Genomic DNA, 20154 nt, shown 5'->3' with positions numbered 1-20154 from the left:
AGGCTAAAAGCATCACGTCCTGTGATAACGCCTTCGTGACCAACATCCTGTTGCCCCGACGCCCCCAGGAAGCTTTGCTCTGTGCGAAAGCGTAGTGCTAACGTAGCGGCAGCAACAAAGCGCCCAGTCGGAACGGAAATCAACCCACGTTATGGTAACAAGCCAATTTTTTTGATTTTTTTCTTGACCTTAACGTTGCGTAAAGATTTACAGTAGTTGTAGAGGGGGTGAACAGTGTGGAATTTACAATTCAAGAGCTTGCTCAATTATCCGGGGTTAGCACAAGAACACTACGCTATTACGATGAAATTGGATTACTGAAGCCAGCAAGAACCAATGAGGTGGGCTATCGATTTTACGGACAGTTTGAAGTTGATATGCTCCAGCAAATTTTATTTTATAGAGCATTAGATATAAAGCTAGCAACCATTAAGGAAATTATTCAATCGCCAGATTTCAAACATACAGAGGCACTCAAAACCCATCGTACGGCTTTACTGAAACGCAAAGAACAGCTGGAAAAGATATTACAAACAGTGGAAAAAACCATTCAATCTATTGAGGAGGAACAACCAATGACAAATGATGAGAAATTTATTGGATTTAAAGAGAAGCTAATCGAGGAAAATGAAAAGCAATATGGTCAAGAAATCCGTGCAAAATATGGTGACAAAACGGTTGATGCATCGAATGCGACGCTAATGAATATGACCGAGGAACAGTATGAGGCTATGCAGCAGCTAGAACAGCAATTATTTGCTCGTTTAAAAGAAGCGATGGCAATCGGTGATACAAACAATGATGTGGCAATGGAGGTAGCGGAGCTTCATAAACGTTGGCTTAGCTTTTCATGGTCACAATATTCTAAGGAAGCACATGCAGGTATAGCACAAATGTATGTAGCGGATGAACGCTTTTCCGCTTATTACGATGAACGTGTTTCTAAAGGAGCAGCACAATATTTACACGATGCCATCCTCAATTTCACTATGGCGTAATTATAGCTGACGTTTCGCTTCCGCTACAGAAAACATTGCCTGAATAAAAGATAAATTATCAGGCGTGTTGAATAGGGAAATATAGGTTTATTATTGGCTGATAAAAGTATATTTTTTGTTGATATTTTGCTAATGTATGTCCATTTTAACTGATTGTAGCGTAGGGCTACTCGACGCCCGCAGGAAAGCGAGTAGCCTGTTGCGGAAATCAGAGCCTTCAAATTAATTAGAATGGATACAAATGGTTAATCAACTCGATTGATAAATTATACAAAAAAAATAAGTGTCTCCTTCTCATGCTTAATGTTTTAGAAATATTAATTTAGGAAAAAATGAAGGCATGAGGAGGAGATTTTTTTGAACCCACAAGTAATGGAAAAATTAAAAAAGCAATTAGAGCAGGAACTACAGGAAATAGAACAGCAACTGGAGGAATCAGAGCGTCCACAAGCGACAGAGCTATCTAATTATGATAATCATCCAGCTGACAATGCAAGTGATTTAACGGATCAGCTAACGGAAATGGCGATTGATGAGCACCGCGGTGACGAAGCTGAGGAAATAAAGGCGGCACTACAAGCGATGGAGGATGGTACATATGGTAAATGCGCTGTATGTGGTGAAGAGATTCCGATTGGTCGCTTAGAAGCTATGCCGAAAGCACTGACATGTGTTGAGCATGCGGAGCACAAAGAAGATAATTTAAGGCCAGTAGAGGAAGATGTGTTATCTTCTACCCCAAAATCGGATGATTTCATAGAACTTGAGGAATTTGGCTCTTCTGATACACCACAAGATAAAAGTTAGTAAGCATTTTCACTCACAGGCAGTATAATAGCTGTATGGGGTGAGGATATGGACATAATTGATTTACATTGCGATGCTCTATTGAAATTAACAACTTTAGAAGCGGCAAAATTTGAAGATGATGTACGTCTGCAAGCTAATCGAGAGAGATTACATTTAGGGCGAGTTAAAGCACAAGTATTTGCTATTTTTATAAATCCTAAAATTCCGCAAAGCATGCAATTTTTAGAGGCGGTGCGGCAAATTGAAGCCTTCCATACACATGTATTACAAACTGAGGGCATGGTGCATATTACGGATTGGTCTCAATTAGATACTTTAGCTCCGCATGAAATTGGTGCCATTTTAAGCTTAGAGGGCTGTGGTCCAATCGGTGAAGATTTAGCAAAGCTTTCTGCTGTTTTAGACGCAGGTGTGAAGCTTGTTGGCCTAACGTGGAATGAAGAAAATGCAGTAGCCCACGGTGCTGAACAGGATGCAAGCCTTGGTTTAAAATCATTTGGTAAAGAAGTTATAAACTTGCTAAATGAGAGAGATATCATTATCGATGTCTCACATTTAAATGAACAGAGCTTTTGGGATGTCTTGCCACTAGCAAAGCATCTAATTGCGAGTCATAGTAATGCACGTGCAATTTGTGATCATCCTAGAAATTTAACGGATGCTCAGGCGAAAGCACTTGTTAAGCATGGTGGTCATATACATGTCGTTTACTACCCGACTTTTATCCATGACAAAGCTATGATGGATGATTTAGTAGCGCATGTGAAGCATCTAGCGAATATAGTAGGGGTAGAGCACCTTGGACTAGGTTCAGACTTCGATGGTATAGATGCTACTGTCAAAGGATTAGCGCACGCAGGAGAGGCACAAAATTTGTTAGAGGCATTACATGAACACTTTTCAATCGAAGAAGTTTGCGGTATTGCAAGTAATAATTTTCGACGCTATGTAAAAGATGCAGCAACCTTTTAAGGTTGCTGCATCTTTAATATGGATCATCTTAATAAAAGAAATATTGAATTAATAAACCGATTGCTAAGAGGAAGCCGAAGAATGTATTTGTTTGCGCTGTAAATTTCATCGCAGGCATCACTTCTTTAGCTTCTTTTTTATCGCGGAAAATTTGAATCGCACGAAGTGGCTTTGGAACACTTAAGAAAATGATTAGAGCCCAAAAGGTAATACCGTCAATTGCTACAAGAGCGATTACCCATAAGTACGAAATGATAAAAAAGCCAGATAGGACAGAAATGGCATTGTCTCGGCCCACTAAAATAGCAAGCGTTTTTCGACCACCCTCTGTATCGCCAACGATATCACGAATATTGTTGGACAGCATGATTGCCCCAACTAAAATCATACTAGGTACTGAAAGCAAAACAGCATCAAAAGTTACTGTAAGTGTTTGAATATAAAAGGCGATTAAGACAATACCCATTCCCATAACAGCGCCAGATACAAGTTCTCCGAATGGTGAATAGGCTATAGGATAAGGTCCTCCAGTATATAAAAAACCGACAAGCATACAAACAAGCCCGACGGCGGCAAGCCACCAAGAGGTAGAGGCACATATGTAAATGCCAAGCAGCATAGCGATTGCATAAAAGCTTAAGGCAATCATCATAATAGTTTTTGGTTGAACACCGTGACGTACAATCGTTCCACCGATACCGACAGAATTTTCATTGTCTAGTCCTAATTTGTAATCGTAATATTCATTGAACATATTTGTTGCTGCTTGAATAAGCATACTTGCAATGAGCATAGCAAAAAATAGTCCATAATCGATTGTTTGTTTTTCAATTGCTAAGGCAATCGCTGTTCCTAAAAATACTGGAACGAATGAAGCGGTTAAAGTATGTGGACGTGTTAAATGCCACCAAACTTTAAAACCCCTATCAGCTTCAATGACTTTGGTCATAAGGTCTTTCTCTCCTTCAAATGTTGTAGACTATTCTTATTTTATACGAAGAATGAGAAAATGGATAGGTTCACAGCTTATTATATACAGTTCAGATCAATTATGCCTTGGCATAATTGCGTCCGGAATCGGCTTTGTGCTTGCACAAAGAACTCCTTTCCGATTACGTGACATCCGCCGGAGGCTTTTAACTTCTTTCAGCGGCTGTTTGGACACCCGCTGAAAAGTAGCTTAAATCCGCATTCATCTCACCACCTATAGAGGAGGGAGACTTCTGTACCTGTCGCTACGCTTTCGGTACAAAGGACATTTGCTGAAAGAAGTTAAAAAAAATGATACAATAGAACATGCATTTATGAACTGAAAACAATAATTAAGATAATAGCAACAGTACAAAGAATAGGCTGGTAAATAAAAATGACGGCTACTTTAACAAAAGAAAAATGATGTGGTAAAAGTACTAACGCTCACTTTATTATGCAAAGGTTTGGTCAATTTGTGTTATAGAAAAGCCAAAGCAGTTAAAATTTATATTGAAAGTTAGAACGAGTACAAAACATACCGTGCGTCATTCATTATGTACATTGCAACAACGGAGGTAATTTTCATGCAACAGAAGTGGTACCAAGCCACAGAGGTAGAAGTGGACTCTTTGGGCCAAAGCCTTCATTTTTATATGGAAACAATTGAGGTAAGTCGCTTATCGGCGCTCGCATTTTATGCGGCGGGCGAGGAGCATTATAAAGGTGAACGATTTTATTGGCAAAATAGAGAAAAAACAATGACATTAGTAGGGCTAGGACATGCCTATACGATTCAAAATAACGCCAAAAATGATCGCTACGATGCAATAGAAGCTGAATGGAAAAGTTTAACGAAAAACTGTGTTAAGGGACAAAGTGAGCTACAGCCAATTTTGTTTGGCGGATTTACATTCGATCCACAAAATAATGTTGCTGGGGAGTGGACAGACTTTCCGGAGGCTTTTTTTGCGCTCGCAACATATCAGCTTGTCATACGTGATGACAAAGCGTTTGTAAGTATCCATCTTATTTCAAAAAATGGGCAGGCAGAGTCTCAGTTTGACGCGTTACGTAAAGAGCGAGATCATTTAATTCATGCTGCTCAGGTAAAAGAAGTGAAAACGTATTCAAAGCCTGAAATCACAAGTTATTTTGAGCCATATAAGGAGCCATATTTAGCGTCGATTGACCAAGTAACAGCATTGATTAAGCAAAAGAAGGCAGATAAAGTTGTTATTGCACGCTCACTAGCATTGCAATTTAAAGAAGAAGTTTCTTCACCACAAGTACTATCACAAATTATTCATGAGCAGCCAGAGAGCTATTTATTTGGTTTAGAGCGTCAAGAATTATTGTTCTTTGGTGCGTCCCCTGAACGTCTTGTAAAAGTAGAAAAGGGCCGCGCCTTTTCATCTTGTGTGGCAGGTTCTATTAAACGTGGTAAGACGGCTGAGGAAGATGAAGCCTATGGACAAAGCTTATTAAATGATTCGAAAAACGGTGGCGAGCATCAATATGTTGTCGATATGATTGCGGAAACATTCCGTAAAAATTGTGTGGAGATGAACGTACCAGATAGTCCTCGCTTACTAAAGATTAGAGATATACAACATTTATATACACCTGTTGAAGGTCAGTTGAATAATGAGGCAACCATCTTACAACTGACAAAGTCTTTGCATCCAACGCCAGCTTTAGGTGGTGTGCCAAGGAAAGAGGCAATGGCAGCTATACGTAAGTATGAGCCTATGAATCGTGGACTTTACGCAGCTCCAATTGGTTGGGTAGATGCTGAAGGCAATGGGGAATTTGCAGTGGCCATTCGTTCGGCCGCTTTACTTAAGGATAAAGCTTATTTATATGCTGGTGGCGGTATAGTAGCAGATTCAGAGCCGCAATCTGAATATGAGGAAACATTAGTGAAATTCCGTCCAATGCTTCGTGCGCTAGGAGGACAATTACATGAGTGAACGAGAAATGTTAACGGATTATGTTTATAAAATGGTAGCTTCATTAGTGCAAGCTGGTGTTGAAAACGTTGTTGTCAGCCCTGGCTCACGTTCTACACCTTTAGCTTATGCATTTGCTTCAACGAAACAGCTTCATATGTATCGTCAGGTTGATGAGCGATCTGCTGCCTTTTTCGCGTTAGGAATTGCAAAGGCGACAGCAAAACCAGTTGTTCTTTTATGTACATCGGGAACAGCTGCGGCAAACTATTTTCCTGCCATTGTTGAGGCAAGCTATGCTCGTGTACCGTTAATTGTCATCACAGCTGATCGTCCACATGAATTGCGAGAGGTAGGTGCACCACAGGCTATCAATCAGCCGAATTTATATGGCACGCAAGTCAAATGGAGCGTGGATTTCCCGTTGGCAGATGATGCAGCACCAACATTGCCGTTTATCGAGCGCCATATTGCCCGTGCAGTGGCGATTGCAATGAGCGCACCATTTGGACCAGTGCATATAAATGTACCGTTTAGAGAGCCTTTGTTGATTGATTTTCGAGAGGAACTTCCAGAAGCGACATTTAAGCACAGTAGTATGGGTCAGTTAATACCTTCAATGGCGACTCAACAAGAGCTGTCGGAGATTTTACGTGCAACTAAAAGAGGTTTCGTTATTATTGGTGAGCTAGCACTTGGTACAGATTTATCAATTATGTGGGAGTTTGTTCGCCAATTGAAATGGCCGGTCATTGTCGAGAGTCTATCTAATATGCGCTCGTCTGTCCCAGAGGATTGCCTGCCATATATTGTCACAACGTACGATGCAATTATGAAAAGCGAAGATTTTAAAGCATTAGTTAAACCAGATACGGTACTTCGTTTAGGAGCACAGCCTGTTTCTAAATTTATTATGCAATTTATTACTAAGTCTCAGCCGGATGCTTATATTGTTGTCGATGAAGATCCGATGTTCCGTGATGCTACAGGTGTGTCTACTCATTTTGTTCATGCAAGTATTGGTGAGTGGCTCACGCAATTAGAAATCTCTGAAACAGCACTAGAAGCAGCGTATTTAGCTGAGTGGCAAGATGCTAATGATATAGCACTAGAGTATATTGAACACTATTCTGATGGTGCAATTGATGAGGGAGCAATGGTAAGTCGATTACTAAAAATGATTCCTAATGGCAGTGATATTTTTGTTAGTAGCAGTATGCCAGTGCGTGATATTGATACGTTTTTAATGGCGACACCGAAGGATCTCCGTATTGTTGCGAATCGTGGAACGAATGGTATTGATGGCGTCGTATCGACTGCAATGGGCTTTAGTCAAGGAAATAACCGCGAAACCTACTTGCTTATTGGCGATTTAGCCTTTTTACATGATGTCAACGGGCTAATTGCTTCAAGATACCAGGAATGCAATCTGACAATTATCGTTATGAATAATGATGGCGGCGGTATTTTCTCTTATTTACCACAATCTACAGTCGAGGCACATTATGAAGATTTATTTGGCACGCCAACTGCCCTTAAATTCCGTGATATTGCCAATATGTATGATATGGACTATATACGCGTAGACGATATTTCAGAGCTATCAGTAAAGTTCACAACGGTCAAAAAACGACCAATGCGCTTAATCGAAATTTTCACGAACCGAGAGGAAAATGTATATGCGCATCGGGCACTGTGGAATCGCATTAATGCGGGGTTAAAAGCATGGCAAAGCTAATGGTTCGAGGGCTTGAAACGAACGTGGAAACCTGGAATGAAGAAGCGGAGCAAACGCTCGTTGCATTGCATGGTTTTACAGGTAGTACGGCTACATGGCGGAATTTAGCGAAAGCTCTACCTAGTGTACGTGTTATTGCCATTGATTTAATTGGACATGGTCAAACGGCTATACCTCAGCAAATTAGTCGTTTCTCTATGCAAGAGCAAATCCAAGATTTAGAGGAAGTTTTTTGCCAGTTAGAGCTTAAGAAATTTACGCTGCTAGGCTATTCGATGGGAGGAAGAGTTGCATTATCGTATGCAACCTCCTACCCTGAACGCATTAGAAAGCTAATTTTAGAAAGTGCTTCGCCAGGTTTACGAACTGTAAAGGAACGTTCTGAACGTTGTGTGAGGGACAACGCTCTCGCTGAAAAAATAATTAGTAATGGTTTGTTATCATTTGTCAATGCATGGGGGAACATTCCTTTGTTTGAATCTCAAAAGCGTTTACCAGACAATGTGCAAGAAGCGATTAGGTTCGAGCGACTTTCTCAGAAGGAGGAAGGCTTGGCAGGTAGCTTACGAGGCATTGGTACTGGAAGTCAACCGCCGAATTGGATGTCATTGGAGAAACTTGAATTTCCTGTGCTTTTAATTACAGGTTCACTTGATGAGAAATTTTGTAAAATAGCACTGGAAATGAAAGCGTTATTAAAAAATGCCAAGCATATGACAGTAAATGACGCAGGACATGCAATTCATGTGGAAAATCCCGCTGATTTTGCTACAATAGTAGAGGAGTATTTAACTTCTTTCAACACCAATGAAAGAAGTTAAAGCCTCCGGCGGATGTCATGGAATCGGAAAGGAATTCTTTGTGCTTGCACAAAGCCGATTCCAGACGCAATTATGCCGAGGCATAATTGATCGTAATGTTATTTTTACGTTATCGCCTCGATTTTGAACGAGACGAATTTAATTATTAGGAGGCAATTCAATGACACGTCAATGGACAAGTTTACATACTTATGAAGACATTAAGTATGAGTTCTATAACGGTATCGCAAAAATTACGATTAACCGTCCAGAAGTACGCAACGCATTCCGACCAAAAACGGTAATGGAAATGATCGATGCTTTTTCACGTGCACGTGATGATAAAAATGTTGGAGCTATCATTTTAACTGGTGAAGGTGAGCATGCCTTCTGTTCAGGTGGAGACCAAAAAGTACGCGGTCATGGCGGCTACGTTGGTGAAGATGAGATCCCACGTCTAAACGTTCTTGATTTACAACGTTTAATCCGTGTTATTCCAAAACCTGTAGTAGCGATGGTTGCAGGCTATGCAATCGGTGGAGGACACGTATTACACGTTGTCTGTGACTTAACAATTGCTGCTGACAACGCTCGCTTTGGACAAACTGGACCAAAAGTTGGTTCATTCGATGCTGGGTATGGCTCAGGCTATCTTGCACGTATTATCGGTCATAAAAAGGCGCGTGAAATTTGGTTCCTTTGCCGTCAATATGATGCACAGCAAGCACTTGATATGGGATTAGTTAACACAGTTGTTCCTTATGAGCAATTAGAAGATGAAACTGTACAATGGTGTGAAGAAATGCTACAAATGTCTCCAACTGCTCTACGCTTCTTAAAAGCAGCAATGAATGCAGATACAGACGGTTTAGCAGGTCTTCAACAAATGGCTGGCGACGCTACTCTTCTTTACTACACAACAGATGAAGCTAAAGAAGGTCGTGACGCATTTAAAGAAAAACGTCAACCAGATTTCGGTCAATTCCCAAGATTCCCTTGATGATCTGAAGCGATAAACGGCTCGTATCTTAATGAGATACGAGCTTTTTGTATATCTAAACGGGTAAGACGGATAGACTTGTCAGAGTGACGGAACTCCATGTCCAACTGATGGATAATCCGATGAAACGGTAAGATTAAGGCAGATTGGAGGAATAACAAGTTGTATCTAAATTGGATTTTACAGAGAGCGTATTTAACACCTTTACGAAACGGTTTAACATATAATGAGCAGACTTGGACATTTCAAGAGTTAAATGATTTATCTTTAAAACGTGCTCGTCAACTTACAACATTAGATATTAAGCAAGGAGACCGTATTGCAATAATGGGGCCGAGTAAGCCTTCTCTTGTCATTATGATGTATGCTTGTATGCATTTACAATGTGAAATGGTCATGTTAAATCGTAGGCTAACACAGGATGAAATTGCCTATCAGCTAGAGGATTCTAAGGCTATGGCAGTATTAATTGCAGATGAGGATATAGAAAAATTACCATCACATACGACTTATTATTTATTTTCTACTATAGAAAAAAGTACAGAAACGGCTATTGATATTACGAAAGAATGGTCTTTAAACCAAACAACATCGATTATGTACACATCTGGTACGACTGGTTTTCCGAAGGGCGTTTGTCAAACAGTAGGAAATCACCAGGCAAGTGCAACGGCCTCAGTTTTAAATATAGGCTTGCATGCGGATGATACTTGGTTATGTGCTGTACCGCTTTTTCATATTAGCGGCTTTTCTATTTTAGTGCGTTCACTGTTATACGGTAATAAAGTGCATTTATATGATCAATTTGATGCAGAAGCCATTTCCCAAAATATAATGGATGGCGAGGTTACACATATGTCAGTAGTCGCGGTCACGTTGGAAAGGATTCTACATACCCTTGAACAGAAAAATGCGCAAGCTTCACCGAAATTTAAAATGATGCTAGCAGGTGGTGGACCTGTACCGGTGGATTATTTAAAGAGAGCGCATGCATTACATTTAGCTGTAGCTCAAACATATGGTATGACTGAAACTTCGTCGCAAACTGCAACATTAGCGAATGAAGATGCGATGAAAAAAATTGGTTCAGCGGGAAAACCATTATTTTTTAATCAAATTCGCATTGCTGAGCCGAATGACAATGGTGAAGGTGAGATTTGTATACGTGGTCCACATGTTACACCAGGGTATATTGGTCGTTTTGCTCAAAAAGGTGCAACGATTGATGGCTGGCTCCATACAGGGGATATTGGCTATATAGATGAAGATGGTTATTTATTTGTTATTGATCGTCGGGCTGATTTAATTATTTCAGGTGGCGAAAATATTTATCCTGCTGAAATCGAAAATGTGCTACTTACACATCCTGCTGTAAAGGAAGCGGGAGTATGCGGCATCGAGGATGATGAATGGGGACAAGTACCAATCGCCTTTGTTGTATTAAAAGAACATGTTCAGGTAGAGCAAATACAAGCATTTTGTCAAAAGAAGCTTGCGAAATATAAACTACCAAAAGAGATTATTGTTACGGACGAGCTTCCACGAAACGGCGCCAATAAGCTACTTCGTAGAAAATTAATGAACGAATACTAAAAGAAGTTTTCATTATAGGTGTTTGACAAGAAAGATTTAACTTATTTCTGATAGATTTTTAACATGAGGGTAAAGAAATGAATTTTCAAGATTTGATGAAATTTAAAGGGTATATATATTTAAACAAATTGTTTGAACCAGAAGATAATTCATTGAGGGTACTTATCGATAGGTGTAATGTGAACAATACCAAGGAATTCGTGAAAATTACAGATGAGGTTGAAATAGAAGCATCCTCAATTGATGTTGATGATAATATACCAATTCTACAATTAGATTTTGAAACGTATGTTGCTTACTCCATTATTAATGAATCTTTTACGGTAATGGACGATTACGAAATTTCCGATGGCAATCTTTTTAGAATTTACTCTAAATCTAAGTACTTGGATTTTATTAAAGCAGGAACAATTGCTGAAGATATATTTCCTGAAAAGCAGTTCGTTCACTATCAAATTCCTTGTTTAAACCATACAATCGATATTATTTCATATGATGAGCCTAAAATTACTGAAACAAAAAGAATTTAATAAATTTTTACACTAAAAGAGCATCGGAATCGATGCTCTTTTATGTGTCTTGAAAAACAAAATGATTAGGGGAATCTATATAAAGGCTGTGGCGCTTCACTTTTGAAAGACAAAAACCACTTACTGAAATTTCGTTTTATGACTCTATTAGAGTGATATACTATGTGAATTGGTTGATTGGAGTGGAGACAGGGCGACTCCTCGGGGATCAGCGTCACAGATGAGACCCTGCAGCGAGCAAAGCGAGTGAAGCGGCTCATCGGACGCCCCCAGGAAAGCGCCCAGTCGGAACGGAAATCAACTTCTCGCTTTGCAAAAAAGCCATACATAATTTAATTTCATTGAGATAATAGTTTTTTTCAACACTATAAAGGGAAGCCTTCATTTATAAGAAGGCTTCTTTTATTCGTTTTAACTTCTTTCCGATTCCGGACGCAATTATGCAGAGGCATAATTGATAAGTCATTTTTAGTAAACTTTTAGGATTAAATTAATCATTCATTAACATAATAAGAAATGACAGGCATAAACTAGTTATTAAAGGAGAATGACTCATATGAGAAAATATATATATAATGTTGTCATTATATTATTTGTTCTACAAATGAGTCATGTGCAAGTATTCGCAAACTATGAACAAAAAAACATTGCAACAGCCAATTCAATAGAATCACTACAATATCAAATTCAAAACCAAGTCATGCAATTAACTACTGAATTTGACATTCGTTATACTGGTAATACGACGGAAATAAAAGATGAACTATCAGAGCTTATTAAACATGCTATTCAAGATCCATATATTTACGCCAATATTTCTAGTTTTAAATGGAAATATGAAGGATATGCCAATAATATCGTCATTAGATTTGAGTTTACCTATCATATTTCACAGCAAGAGGAAGCGTTTGTAGAACAGACTTTGACGAATATTATTGCACCTATGCATGGATTAAGTGAATTGCAAAAAATACAAGCTGCACATGATTTTATCGTCCTATCTGCTGAATATTCAAAGGAAACCGAAGGAAGTCCATATTCTCCCTACACATTGCTTACAGAAAAGAAGGGAGTTTGTCAGGCATATGCTCTAGTGCTTTATCGAATGCTAGAGATGCAAGGCTTTGAGGTACAATATGTGCCAGGAAAAGTAGGGGAACAACTACACGCCTGGGTCTTAGTAAAGCTTGATAATGCATGGTATCATATCGATGTTACTTGGGATGATCCGTTGCCTGATCTGAAGGGTGAGGTACGTTATAATTATTTTTTAGTTTCTGATCGCCAATTAGTACAGGACCACTCTTGGGACTATTCGAGTTTCCCAGCTGCTACAAGCGAAGCCTATATCGATTTACAAGAAAAAACAAAGATTAAAGTTCTTACAAAACCAATGATGGATAGTCAGTTTACCTTTGAAAAAGGGCTGTCCGTTTTAAGTAAAAATAAACAAATAGTAAAGCCATTAATAGAACAGCCTATACTGTTTTTGAAAGGTAATAAAAGCGAAAAGAGTGTTCAGGTACATCTAAATGAATGGGAACCAATCATTTTAGAAAGTAATGTAGTCCAAGTAAGGGCTCACCGAAAAATAATACAAAATACTGAGCATAAGAAAAAAGCGCTAGTAAGTGTTGATAGAGCGGAAAAACGAATGCCACAAGAAAAGTACGTCATAACAAAGGAGGTGCCCCATACGATTTTCGGGGCACCTCCTTACTCATTTACTTGTGAACGTTTAAAGCAGTGTTTAAAGTTTTAATATTTCTCTTCATAAGGGTGAAGTAAGTTTCATTTTTCTTCACATCATCTGTTGTTAAAACGCTTAAATTATGCAAGACAAGAGACTCTGCTCCAACTTCTTTTTGGATAACCTCGGCTAATTTAGAAGAGACATTTTGCTCGAATAAAATGTAGTGAATATGCAAATCATTTGCTTTATCAACAATCGTCGTAAGTTCTTTTTGAGAAGGCTCATTTTGCGAGTTTAAGCCAGCTATTGGCACTTGCTTTAAGCCGTATTGTCCTGCGATATAGCCAAATGCTGCATGTGATACGAAGAACGTTTTTTCTTGCGCTTTATCAGCCATTGCTTTAAATTCGTTGTCTAAATCTTGTAGTTCTTTTACCAATGCTTCGTAGTTAGCTGTAAATGTAGCTTTTTGTTCTGGCATTTTTTCAACTAAAGTGTTTTTAATAGAAAGTGCTAAGTCTTGACTGATCGTTGGTGATAGCCAAACATGTGGATCTACATTACCGTGATCATGATCATCATGTCCGTGTCCGTCTTCATGACCGTGATGTGCTTCTTCTTCATCATCATGTGTGTGACCTGTACTCATCGCTAATTTTTCATCTGAAACCTGATCTGCTGTTGCCACCATTGCTACATCTTCATTAGCTAGAGTCTTTTTGGCATTTTCAACAAAGCCCTCTAGCCCTAAGCCGATATAGAAAAATATATCAGCATCTGCTAAGTTCATCATATCTTTTTGTGTTGGCTCAAATGTGTGTTCATTCGCGCCAGCGGGGTAAATAGAAGAAACCTCTACAAAATCGCCACCAATTCGTTGTGCAAAATAACTTAATGGATAAACAGTTGTGTAAATAGTCAATTTATCCTTTGTCTCTGACTGTTTGGATGTTGATGATTTATCCCCACAGGCAGCAGTGAATAGGGCAAGAACTGTAACTAAAAATAACAAAAATATTTTTTTCATCTGATAGTATACCTCTTTATAATAGTAATCATTACGATTTGTTTTGAACATTTTCTATAATAACGCACATCTGAAAAAAGCACAAGAAAAAATGACCCTCGAAAATTAATTCTTTTTCGAAGGCCATTTTTCAGGTACTGGATCAAAGCCACCTGGATGGAATGGTTGGCATTTTGATATACGTTTAATCGTTAAATAGAATCCTTTAATGGCACCGTGTTTTTGAAAAGCTTCAAGTCCATAGGAAGAGCATGTAGGATGGAAGCGACAGGATGGCGGCGTCATGGGTGATATAAATTTTCTGTAAAACTTAATGAGCCATATAAAGGGATATTTCATATTTTTTTGTCCTCTTGTTGAGCGTTGATTTGCTTAGGTTTAGCATCGATAGTTTGTGTAAAGAAATTGCTTTTTTTCTTCAACAGGACAATGACAGAAACGCCAAACATAAGCATCATCATTGCGATCATAATGATTATTGGTAATGGTACTCCCATTGCGTTCACTCCAAATTCTATTTGTTAATACTATTATAAAAGAATCTCTTAAAAAAATGTACAAATTGAACTAGTCATCATCTCGATGAAAGCTTTGCTGAGGTTTATCGTCAACTGTATGTTTAAAAGCATACGCACGATTGACACTAATAATAGTCGCGACCGTTACTAAAATAACGATGATTGCTGCTACAATTAAGAGTGTGATTAAACTCATGGCATTCACTCCGTTCCTTATTCCTTACTTCCTATTATAAATTAGATCATCTACCTTAGTTGTGAAGGAAGTTTGACATTCCAGCGAATAAAACAACACGGTTACCTCCATACTATGGAAAAAGGAGTGTTTTAGGATGGAGCGTCAGCGTGTATATTTTTCACTTGCCAATAGAACGTATTATACTAATCCATATGCAGGACCGTGGAACTTTGAACTCAATATAGATCGCCAAGCATTAGATGTCTTTGAAAAGATTTTTCAGCAAATGCAGATGTTAGAAATTTCAAATGCATGGCGTGCACAATTACCATATATACAATATCATCTTGATAGAGAAAATGATGAAATTGATTTGCGATTAAAAAAAATCTATGCACTTGTCCATGAATATGGGGATGCAGATACGAAGGCATTTGTGGAACAGCTTCCATACTTCAATAAACGTGCCTAAAAGTTAGGGTCACTGAAAACTTCAGTGACCCTACTTTGATAGCTTTTACTTAGAAGCGCTTTTTTCGTTAAGAGAGGATACCGTTAATGAAAGCTAATATTGAAAGCTAATATTGAAAACTACTATTATTGCAATTTCAATGATTAAAATTAAAAGTGTCCCGATACCTACGAGCGTCAATTTCTTTTGAACGTTATTTTCTAATTCACTGATTTGACAAACAGAGCAGCTAAGTGCGACTCTTGATGGATTGACCATTGTCATTAGAGATGAGCTCACATTTTGAGCACTAGCCGCTAGCAGTGGGGAAATTCCAATTTGTTGCGCTGTTGCTGTTTGCAATCGAATAAACATCGTATTGGATGCGGTATTACTTCCCGTTAAAAAACCCCCTATCGCACCGATTAATGGCGTAATCAGCACAAAGTATTGACCAAAAGATTGTGCAGCAACTGATGATAAAACTTGTATCATTTGTGACTGTGACATTATTTCAGAAACGACAATGTATAAAAAAGTCGTGATGATAATGGGGTAGCATTTGTTAATTGTTAATTTAATACTTTCTAAGATGTTGATTCGATTTAATTTAAAAACAACAATGGTAAAAATACAAACGACCATTAGAAAAAAACCTGGAGCATAGAGTGGGGAGAATTGAAAATTATATTTTTCAATCGTTATTGTCCAAGTTGACAAAAATTTTTTTAGTGGAAGTAGCATTCTTGATGTGAATAACAATGTAATAAGTAGTAAGTAAGGTGAAAGATTTTTAAATAAATCTTTTGGACTTTTAGAAAAAGATTTTTTATTCTTCCATTTAATGATAAAAAAGGTTACAGCAATGACTGTTAATGATCCAAATAAACCAGCAAGTTCTACACTAATAAACCAATTACAGAACCAGACAGAAGCCCCTAATAGCAATCCAGTGAAGAGAACACTTGAAAATTTTTCTTTTACAGCTTCCTTGCCCGCACCTATGAAAGTAACTAAAAAAGCGAAATAAATATAAATAGGGATACACATAGATGCGCTCGCGATTCCTAAAGAAGTTAAAGGAATATCTGCTAATGTTGAACCGATAATTGTTCCCATTGCTAAAGTGCCCCATGGAATGATACAAAGACTTATTAGTGCGATAAGAGCTGACTGAATAGGATGAAAACCTAATGCTATTAAAATTGGAGCTATTACAATAACAGCTAAACCAAAACCGCTAATAGACTCTATTAAAGGAGATAGTCCTAAAGCAAGAATCAAAACTTGATAGATGCGATCATTAGTTGAAGTAGAAATGGAAGAGGCTATTTTCTCTATAGCGCCTGCTTTCTCCATTAAATGAAATAAAAGAATACCAAAAAATAAAATATAGGCTACAAGTGATGTGGTAAGAAAGCTTTTAGCAAACGGAGTAGGTAATATTTTTATACTAGTGTGAAAAAGAGGAGAAATTGCAATAGCTGTTGTAATAAGTACTGCTACACAACCTGTGAAAATAGAGGATTTCTTCAGAATGAAAAGCATAAATAAAATACTAACTAGCGGTAAAAGCGCAAATATGACCTTTAACATGAAAATCACTCCTAATGACACTTTTTATACTATAGTATATATAATTTGTTCTATAGTGTAAATGAAGGAGTTGAATTCTAGGGATTTTATTTGTTGATTGTAGCTACGTAATTACACTATAGTAAAAATAAAGGCTCGTTATCATAACGTTGAATTGATTTCCGTTCCGACTAAGTGCTTTCCTGGGGCATCCAGTTGGAACGGAGATCAACTTATAAACATTGCAAATAGTCATCCCAAACTTTTGGTGATGAATCAAAATAAAAATTTATCCAATAGGATAATGAAAAGGAGCGTGAGCAAGTGGGATTTGGAAAGCAAGTAAATATCATTAGAAAGAAAAGGAATATGACATTGCAGGACCTTTCCTCAGTTAGTAAGGTAAGTGCATCTATGCTATCTCAAATAGAACGAGAAGAAAAAAACCCAACCATACAAGTTGCCTGTCAAATTGCTGAGGCTTTAAATACTACTCTATCCGCGTTATTAGAACAGCAAGAGAAAAGAGATATTATTGTCATAAGAAAAGATGAACGACCAGTTTATATAGACGAAAAATCGGGATTCCAGCGTCATTTATTATCCCCATCGTTCCCTTCTAGAGGGATTGAGTTTATTTTGAATATAATCCCTGCAAATAAAGAATCTGGGGTATTTCCTGCCCATAAATCAGGGGTGAAGGAATTCGTTTTTATTAAACAGGGAGCTTTACGAGTTGAATTAGGCAACGGTACTTTTATTGAAGAATTACACGAGGGGGATTCATTCTTTTTTGAGGCCGATACAGAACATAGATTTATTAATTTATCTGCCGAAGAATGTCATTATTTTTTAGTAATAGATTCAACTCAGTTTATGAAATAAGGCTTTAGCAATATAAAAAAGGAGTAGAAGAGTATGTTCTCATTTACAGATTTAAATGGTTTACGAGTGGATTTAAGTTTTATAAGAGGCGAACTGGACGTTGAGCCTAAGCATGTACTTGTTTTATTAAAGCATGAAAATAAGTGGTTATGTACGATTCATAAACGCCGTGGTGTAGAGGTTCCAGGTGGAAAGCAAGAACCTGGGGAAACATTGGAGCAGGCAGCGATTAGGGAAGTATTCGAAGAGACTGGTGTTCATGTGAAAAACCTTAGATGGTTTGCTGAATATGCCGTTCATGATGACATTTTATTTTGTAAAACGGTCTTTACTGCACAGTTTGCGGGGCAGGAGGACGTTGATTTTGATTTAGAAACTTCAGGGATGACTTGGCTAACAGATGAAGAATTTATTAATCATCCAAATTTAAGTTTTCATATGAAGGATGAAGGAATGAAGAAAATGCTGGAGGAGTTGAAACATTATGACCAATGGTAAGATCGTTGAAAAACGTCCTTATCCTTCACCTAATCCAGCTATTCGTTTGACGGAAATCACGTATATGTCACAGGGTCTACGTGTGAAGGGATTATTAGCGGAACCTAAGGCAGAAGGTACATATGATGGCTTTTTATATTTACGAGGAGGCATGCAAAGCATTGGTATGGTTAGACCTTCGCGTGTCACTCAGTTTGCAGCTCAAGGCTTTATCGTTTTTGCCCCATATTACCGTGGCAATCGCGGTGGAGAAGGTCGAGATGAGTTTGCAGGAGCTGATCGTTATGACGCTGTATACGCAGTAGACGTGCTAAAACAGTTCTGTAATGATCATATTCATGTCTATGGTTTTTCACGTGGCGGTATTATGGCACTTTGGACTGCAATCTTACGTAGAGATATTACATCTGTTGTGACATGGGCAGGAGTATCTGATGCAACAGCTACATATTGGGAGCGAACAGATATGCGCCGGATGATGAAACGTGTTATCGGAGGGACGCCTAATCGTGTACCAGAGGCTTATGATGCTCGAACACCACTTTTTGAGGTAGAGCATTTGACAGCTCCTGTCCTTATTATTCATGGCTATCTTGATGAAAATGTAGATATTGAACATGCAAGACAGTTAGAATTTTATTTAAAGGATGCCAATAAAACATATGAGACATGGTATGATCATCGCTACGCTCATCAGTATCCACCGGCCAAAAATAGAGAAACAGTACATGCACTTTGCGAATGGATGAAACGTCAATAAAATATTCAGGTCTGTCTTCCTATTAGTTTCAAGGGATGTAACGATTCTAATGTGCCAACTCAGTTGGACTCACGAAGTTAATGTTTCCGGCCCAAAGGAGAGGTGTGCTTAATTCTTTTAGATTAATATCTTATGTTTAGAGGGGAGAGTATTCTTTGAAATACAAAATAAGTAAAAGACTTAAGATTATTATCGTAGGATTAGTATTGATGATAATCGCTTCCACTTTTGTTTATTATAAGTTTTTAACACCTTCAGCAGATATTCAGCAATACAAGGAATACTATACTTCAAATACAACGCAAAAAACATTAAATCAAGGTGAGGTAAAGGTCACATTTTTAGGAACATCATCTTTATTATTTGATGATGGCAACACACAATTAATGATTGACGGTTTTATTTCTAGGCCGCCCTTATTGAAAATGTTGCCTTTCAGCAATGTAAAAACAGATACAAATACTGCAAATAAAGTCTTTAATAAAATAGGGATTGATAATAATAAACTTCAGGGGTTGTTTATAGCTCATACACATTATGATCATGCGTTAGATTTAGCTTATATCGCTAAACAAACGGGTACACATGTATATGGTTCAGAATCAGCAATTAATATAGGACTTGGTAATGGTATAAACACGAAACAGATGTCTGTATACGAAGTAAATAAGGCTATGCAGTTTGGTGATTTTACCGTTACTGTCCTTCAATCAAAACATTCACCAACCTTTGACGAAGGAGAAAAAATAAAAGAGCCACTTAAACAACCAGCAAAAGCCCTAGATTATCATGAAGATTCTTCATACGATTTCTTGATTACGCATCATCATAAAACATTCTTTGTAAAACCAAGTGCTAACTATATAGAAGGGGCATTAGATGGTATTCGAGCTGATGTGTTATTTTTAGGAATAGGAGTATTAGGTGCTCAGGATCAAGATTTTCAAAACATGTATTATGAGCAAACTGTTCAAAAAGTACATCCGAAACTCATTATTCCAATACATTGGGACGACTTCAACAAACCTTTAACAGATACTCTTGAGGCATTGCCTAAATTTGCAGATAACACAAAAAAAGGATTAGATTTTATAATTCAAAGGACAAAAACGGATAACATTGATTTACAAATACTTCAAGGTTTTCAAAGTATTTATTTCTGATAATATTTAGAGAATTAACTCTAATTTTGATTACCTCTTGCAAA

At 37.8% G+C, this 20154-nt stretch carries 21 protein-coding genes; 15 read left to right on the top strand and 6 right to left on the bottom strand.

The window, feature by feature from the left end; all coding sequences use genetic code 11:
- Window positions 1–236: 236 nt before the first annotated feature.
- From ACQKN2_RS09350 to ACQKN2_RS09340, 3 genes are all read left to right on the top strand, one after another.
- Window positions 237–998 carry a MerR family transcriptional regulator gene (locus tag ACQKN2_RS09350; RefSeq protein WP_427414727.1) on the top strand — a complete coding sequence of 254 codons (762 nt, stop codon included), beginning with the start codon at window positions 237–239 and terminating at the stop codon, window positions 996–998.
- A gap of 357 nt (window positions 999–1355) precedes the next feature.
- Window positions 1356–1805 (top strand): TraR/DksA C4-type zinc finger protein, encoded by a 450-nt coding sequence (locus ACQKN2_RS09345; protein ID WP_427414726.1) that lies wholly within the window; start codon window positions 1356–1358, stop codon window positions 1803–1805.
- A 48-nt stretch (window positions 1806–1853) separates the two neighbouring features.
- A complete protein-coding gene (locus tag ACQKN2_RS09340) occupies window positions 1854–2780 on the top strand; it encodes a dipeptidase (RefSeq protein WP_427414725.1) in 927 nt (308 codons plus the stop codon).
- Window positions 2781–2808: 28 nt separating this feature from the next.
- On the opposite strand, the gene ACQKN2_RS09335 is transcribed toward ACQKN2_RS09340, so the two are convergent.
- A complete protein-coding gene (locus ACQKN2_RS09335) occupies window positions 2809–3729 on the bottom strand; it encodes a 1,4-dihydroxy-2-naphthoate polyprenyltransferase (protein ID WP_427414724.1) in 921 nt (306 codons plus the stop codon).
- Window positions 3730–4336: 607 nt separating this feature from the next.
- Between ACQKN2_RS09335 and ACQKN2_RS09330 the strand changes: the two genes are divergently transcribed.
- The 7 genes from ACQKN2_RS09330 (at window position 4337) to ACQKN2_RS09300 (ending at window position 13124) form a co-directional block, all read left to right on the top strand.
- Window positions 4337–5722, top strand: coding sequence for an isochorismate synthase (locus tag ACQKN2_RS09330; RefSeq protein ID WP_427414723.1), 1386 nt, complete (start codon window positions 4337–4339; stop codon window positions 5720–5722).
- Window positions 5715–7439 (top strand): 2-succinyl-5-enolpyruvyl-6-hydroxy-3-cyclohexene-1-carboxylic-acid synthase, encoded by a 1725-nt coding sequence (menD, locus tag ACQKN2_RS09325; RefSeq protein WP_427414722.1) that lies wholly within the window; start codon window positions 5715–5717, stop codon window positions 7437–7439. Before ACQKN2_RS09330 ends, menD begins: the two co-directional genes overlap by 8 nt.
- On the top strand, window positions 7427–8260 hold the full coding sequence (menH, locus tag ACQKN2_RS09320) for a 2-succinyl-6-hydroxy-2,4-cyclohexadiene-1-carboxylate synthase (protein ID WP_427414721.1): 834 nt from the start codon (window positions 7427–7429) through the stop codon (window positions 8258–8260). The genes menD and menH overlap by 13 nt, the downstream gene beginning before the upstream one ends.
- 160 nt (window positions 8261–8420) lie before the next feature.
- A complete protein-coding gene (gene menB / locus ACQKN2_RS09315) occupies window positions 8421–9239 on the top strand; it encodes a 1,4-dihydroxy-2-naphthoyl-CoA synthase (protein ID WP_049667407.1) in 819 nt (272 codons plus the stop codon).
- A 162-nt stretch (window positions 9240–9401) separates the two neighbouring features.
- Complete coding sequence (locus tag ACQKN2_RS09310; RefSeq protein ID WP_427414720.1) at window positions 9402–10832, top strand: o-succinylbenzoate--CoA ligase; 1431 nt, start codon at window positions 9402–9404, stop codon at window positions 10830–10832.
- A gap of 77 nt (window positions 10833–10909) precedes the next feature.
- Entirely contained in the window at window positions 10910–11362 is a 453-nt protein-coding gene (locus tag ACQKN2_RS09305) for a hypothetical protein (protein WP_427414719.1), read from the top strand.
- A 556-nt stretch (window positions 11363–11918) separates the two neighbouring features.
- Entirely contained in the window at window positions 11919–13124 is a 1206-nt protein-coding gene (locus ACQKN2_RS09300) for a transglutaminase domain-containing protein (protein ID WP_427414718.1), read from the top strand.
- Here the strand turns inward: ACQKN2_RS09300 and ACQKN2_RS09295 are convergent.
- The 4 genes from ACQKN2_RS09295 to ytzI form a co-directional block, all read right to left on the bottom strand.
- A complete protein-coding gene (locus ACQKN2_RS09295) occupies window positions 13087–14082 on the bottom strand; it encodes a metal ABC transporter solute-binding protein, Zn/Mn family (RefSeq protein WP_427414717.1) in 996 nt (331 codons plus the stop codon). The genes ACQKN2_RS09300 and ACQKN2_RS09295 overlap by 38 nt on opposite strands.
- A 105-nt stretch (window positions 14083–14187) precedes the next feature.
- Window positions 14188–14421, bottom strand: a complete 234-nt coding sequence (gene yidD, locus ACQKN2_RS09290) for a membrane protein insertion efficiency factor YidD (protein ID WP_053485074.1) — start codon at window positions 14419–14421, stop codon at window positions 14188–14190.
- Window positions 14418–14579 (bottom strand): hypothetical protein, encoded by a 162-nt coding sequence (locus tag ACQKN2_RS09285; protein ID WP_427414716.1) that lies wholly within the window; start codon window positions 14577–14579, stop codon window positions 14418–14420. Before ACQKN2_RS09285 ends, yidD begins: the two co-directional genes overlap by 4 nt.
- Window positions 14580–14649: 70 nt before the next feature.
- A complete protein-coding gene (ytzI, locus tag ACQKN2_RS09280; protein ID WP_323651320.1) occupies window positions 14650–14796 on the bottom strand; it encodes a YtzI protein in 147 nt (48 codons plus the stop codon).
- Window positions 14797–14932: 136 nt separating this feature from the next.
- On the opposite strand from ytzI, the gene ACQKN2_RS09275 reads away from it, so the two are divergent.
- Window positions 14933–15250, top strand: coding sequence for a transposase (locus ACQKN2_RS09275; protein WP_427414715.1), 318 nt, complete (start codon window positions 14933–14935; stop codon window positions 15248–15250).
- 93 nt (window positions 15251–15343) lie between these two features.
- Here the strand turns inward: ACQKN2_RS09275 and ACQKN2_RS09270 are convergent, their stop codons facing one another.
- Window positions 15344–16825 (bottom strand): L-lactate permease, encoded by a 1482-nt coding sequence (locus tag ACQKN2_RS09270; protein ID WP_427414714.1) that lies wholly within the window; start codon window positions 16823–16825, stop codon window positions 15344–15346.
- 303 nt (window positions 16826–17128) lie between these two features.
- On the opposite strand from ACQKN2_RS09270, the gene ACQKN2_RS09265 reads away from it, so the two are divergent.
- The 4 genes from ACQKN2_RS09265 (at window position 17129) to ACQKN2_RS09250 (ending at window position 20110) form a co-directional block, all read left to right on the top strand.
- Window positions 17129–17689: a helix-turn-helix domain-containing protein gene (locus ACQKN2_RS09265; RefSeq protein ID WP_427414713.1), complete on the top strand. Its 561-nt coding sequence runs from the start codon at window positions 17129–17131 to the stop codon at window positions 17687–17689.
- Between the two features lie 33 nt (window positions 17690–17722).
- Window positions 17723–18187, top strand: coding sequence for an NUDIX domain-containing protein (locus ACQKN2_RS09260; RefSeq protein ID WP_427414712.1), 465 nt, complete (start codon window positions 17723–17725; stop codon window positions 18185–18187).
- Window positions 18171–18947: an alpha/beta hydrolase family protein gene (locus ACQKN2_RS09255; RefSeq protein WP_427414730.1), complete on the top strand. Its 777-nt coding sequence runs from the start codon at window positions 18171–18173 to the stop codon at window positions 18945–18947. The genes ACQKN2_RS09260 and ACQKN2_RS09255 overlap by 17 nt, the downstream gene beginning before the upstream one ends.
- Before the next feature lie 209 nt (window positions 18948–19156).
- The gene (locus ACQKN2_RS09250) at window positions 19157–20110 is read left to right on the top strand and encodes an MBL fold metallo-hydrolase (protein ID WP_427414729.1); all 954 of its coding nucleotides are present in this window, start codon (window positions 19157–19159) and stop codon (window positions 20108–20110) included.
- The last annotated feature ends 44 nt before the right edge of the window (window positions 20111–20154 follow it).

It is taken from the genome of Lysinibacillus sp. NPDC093688 (assembly GCF_050280145.1).
GTDB lineage: Bacteria > Bacillota > Bacilli > Bacillales_A > Planococcaceae > Lysinibacillus > Lysinibacillus xylanilyticus_B.
This window is presented reverse-complemented; position numbering and strand designations above follow the sequence as displayed.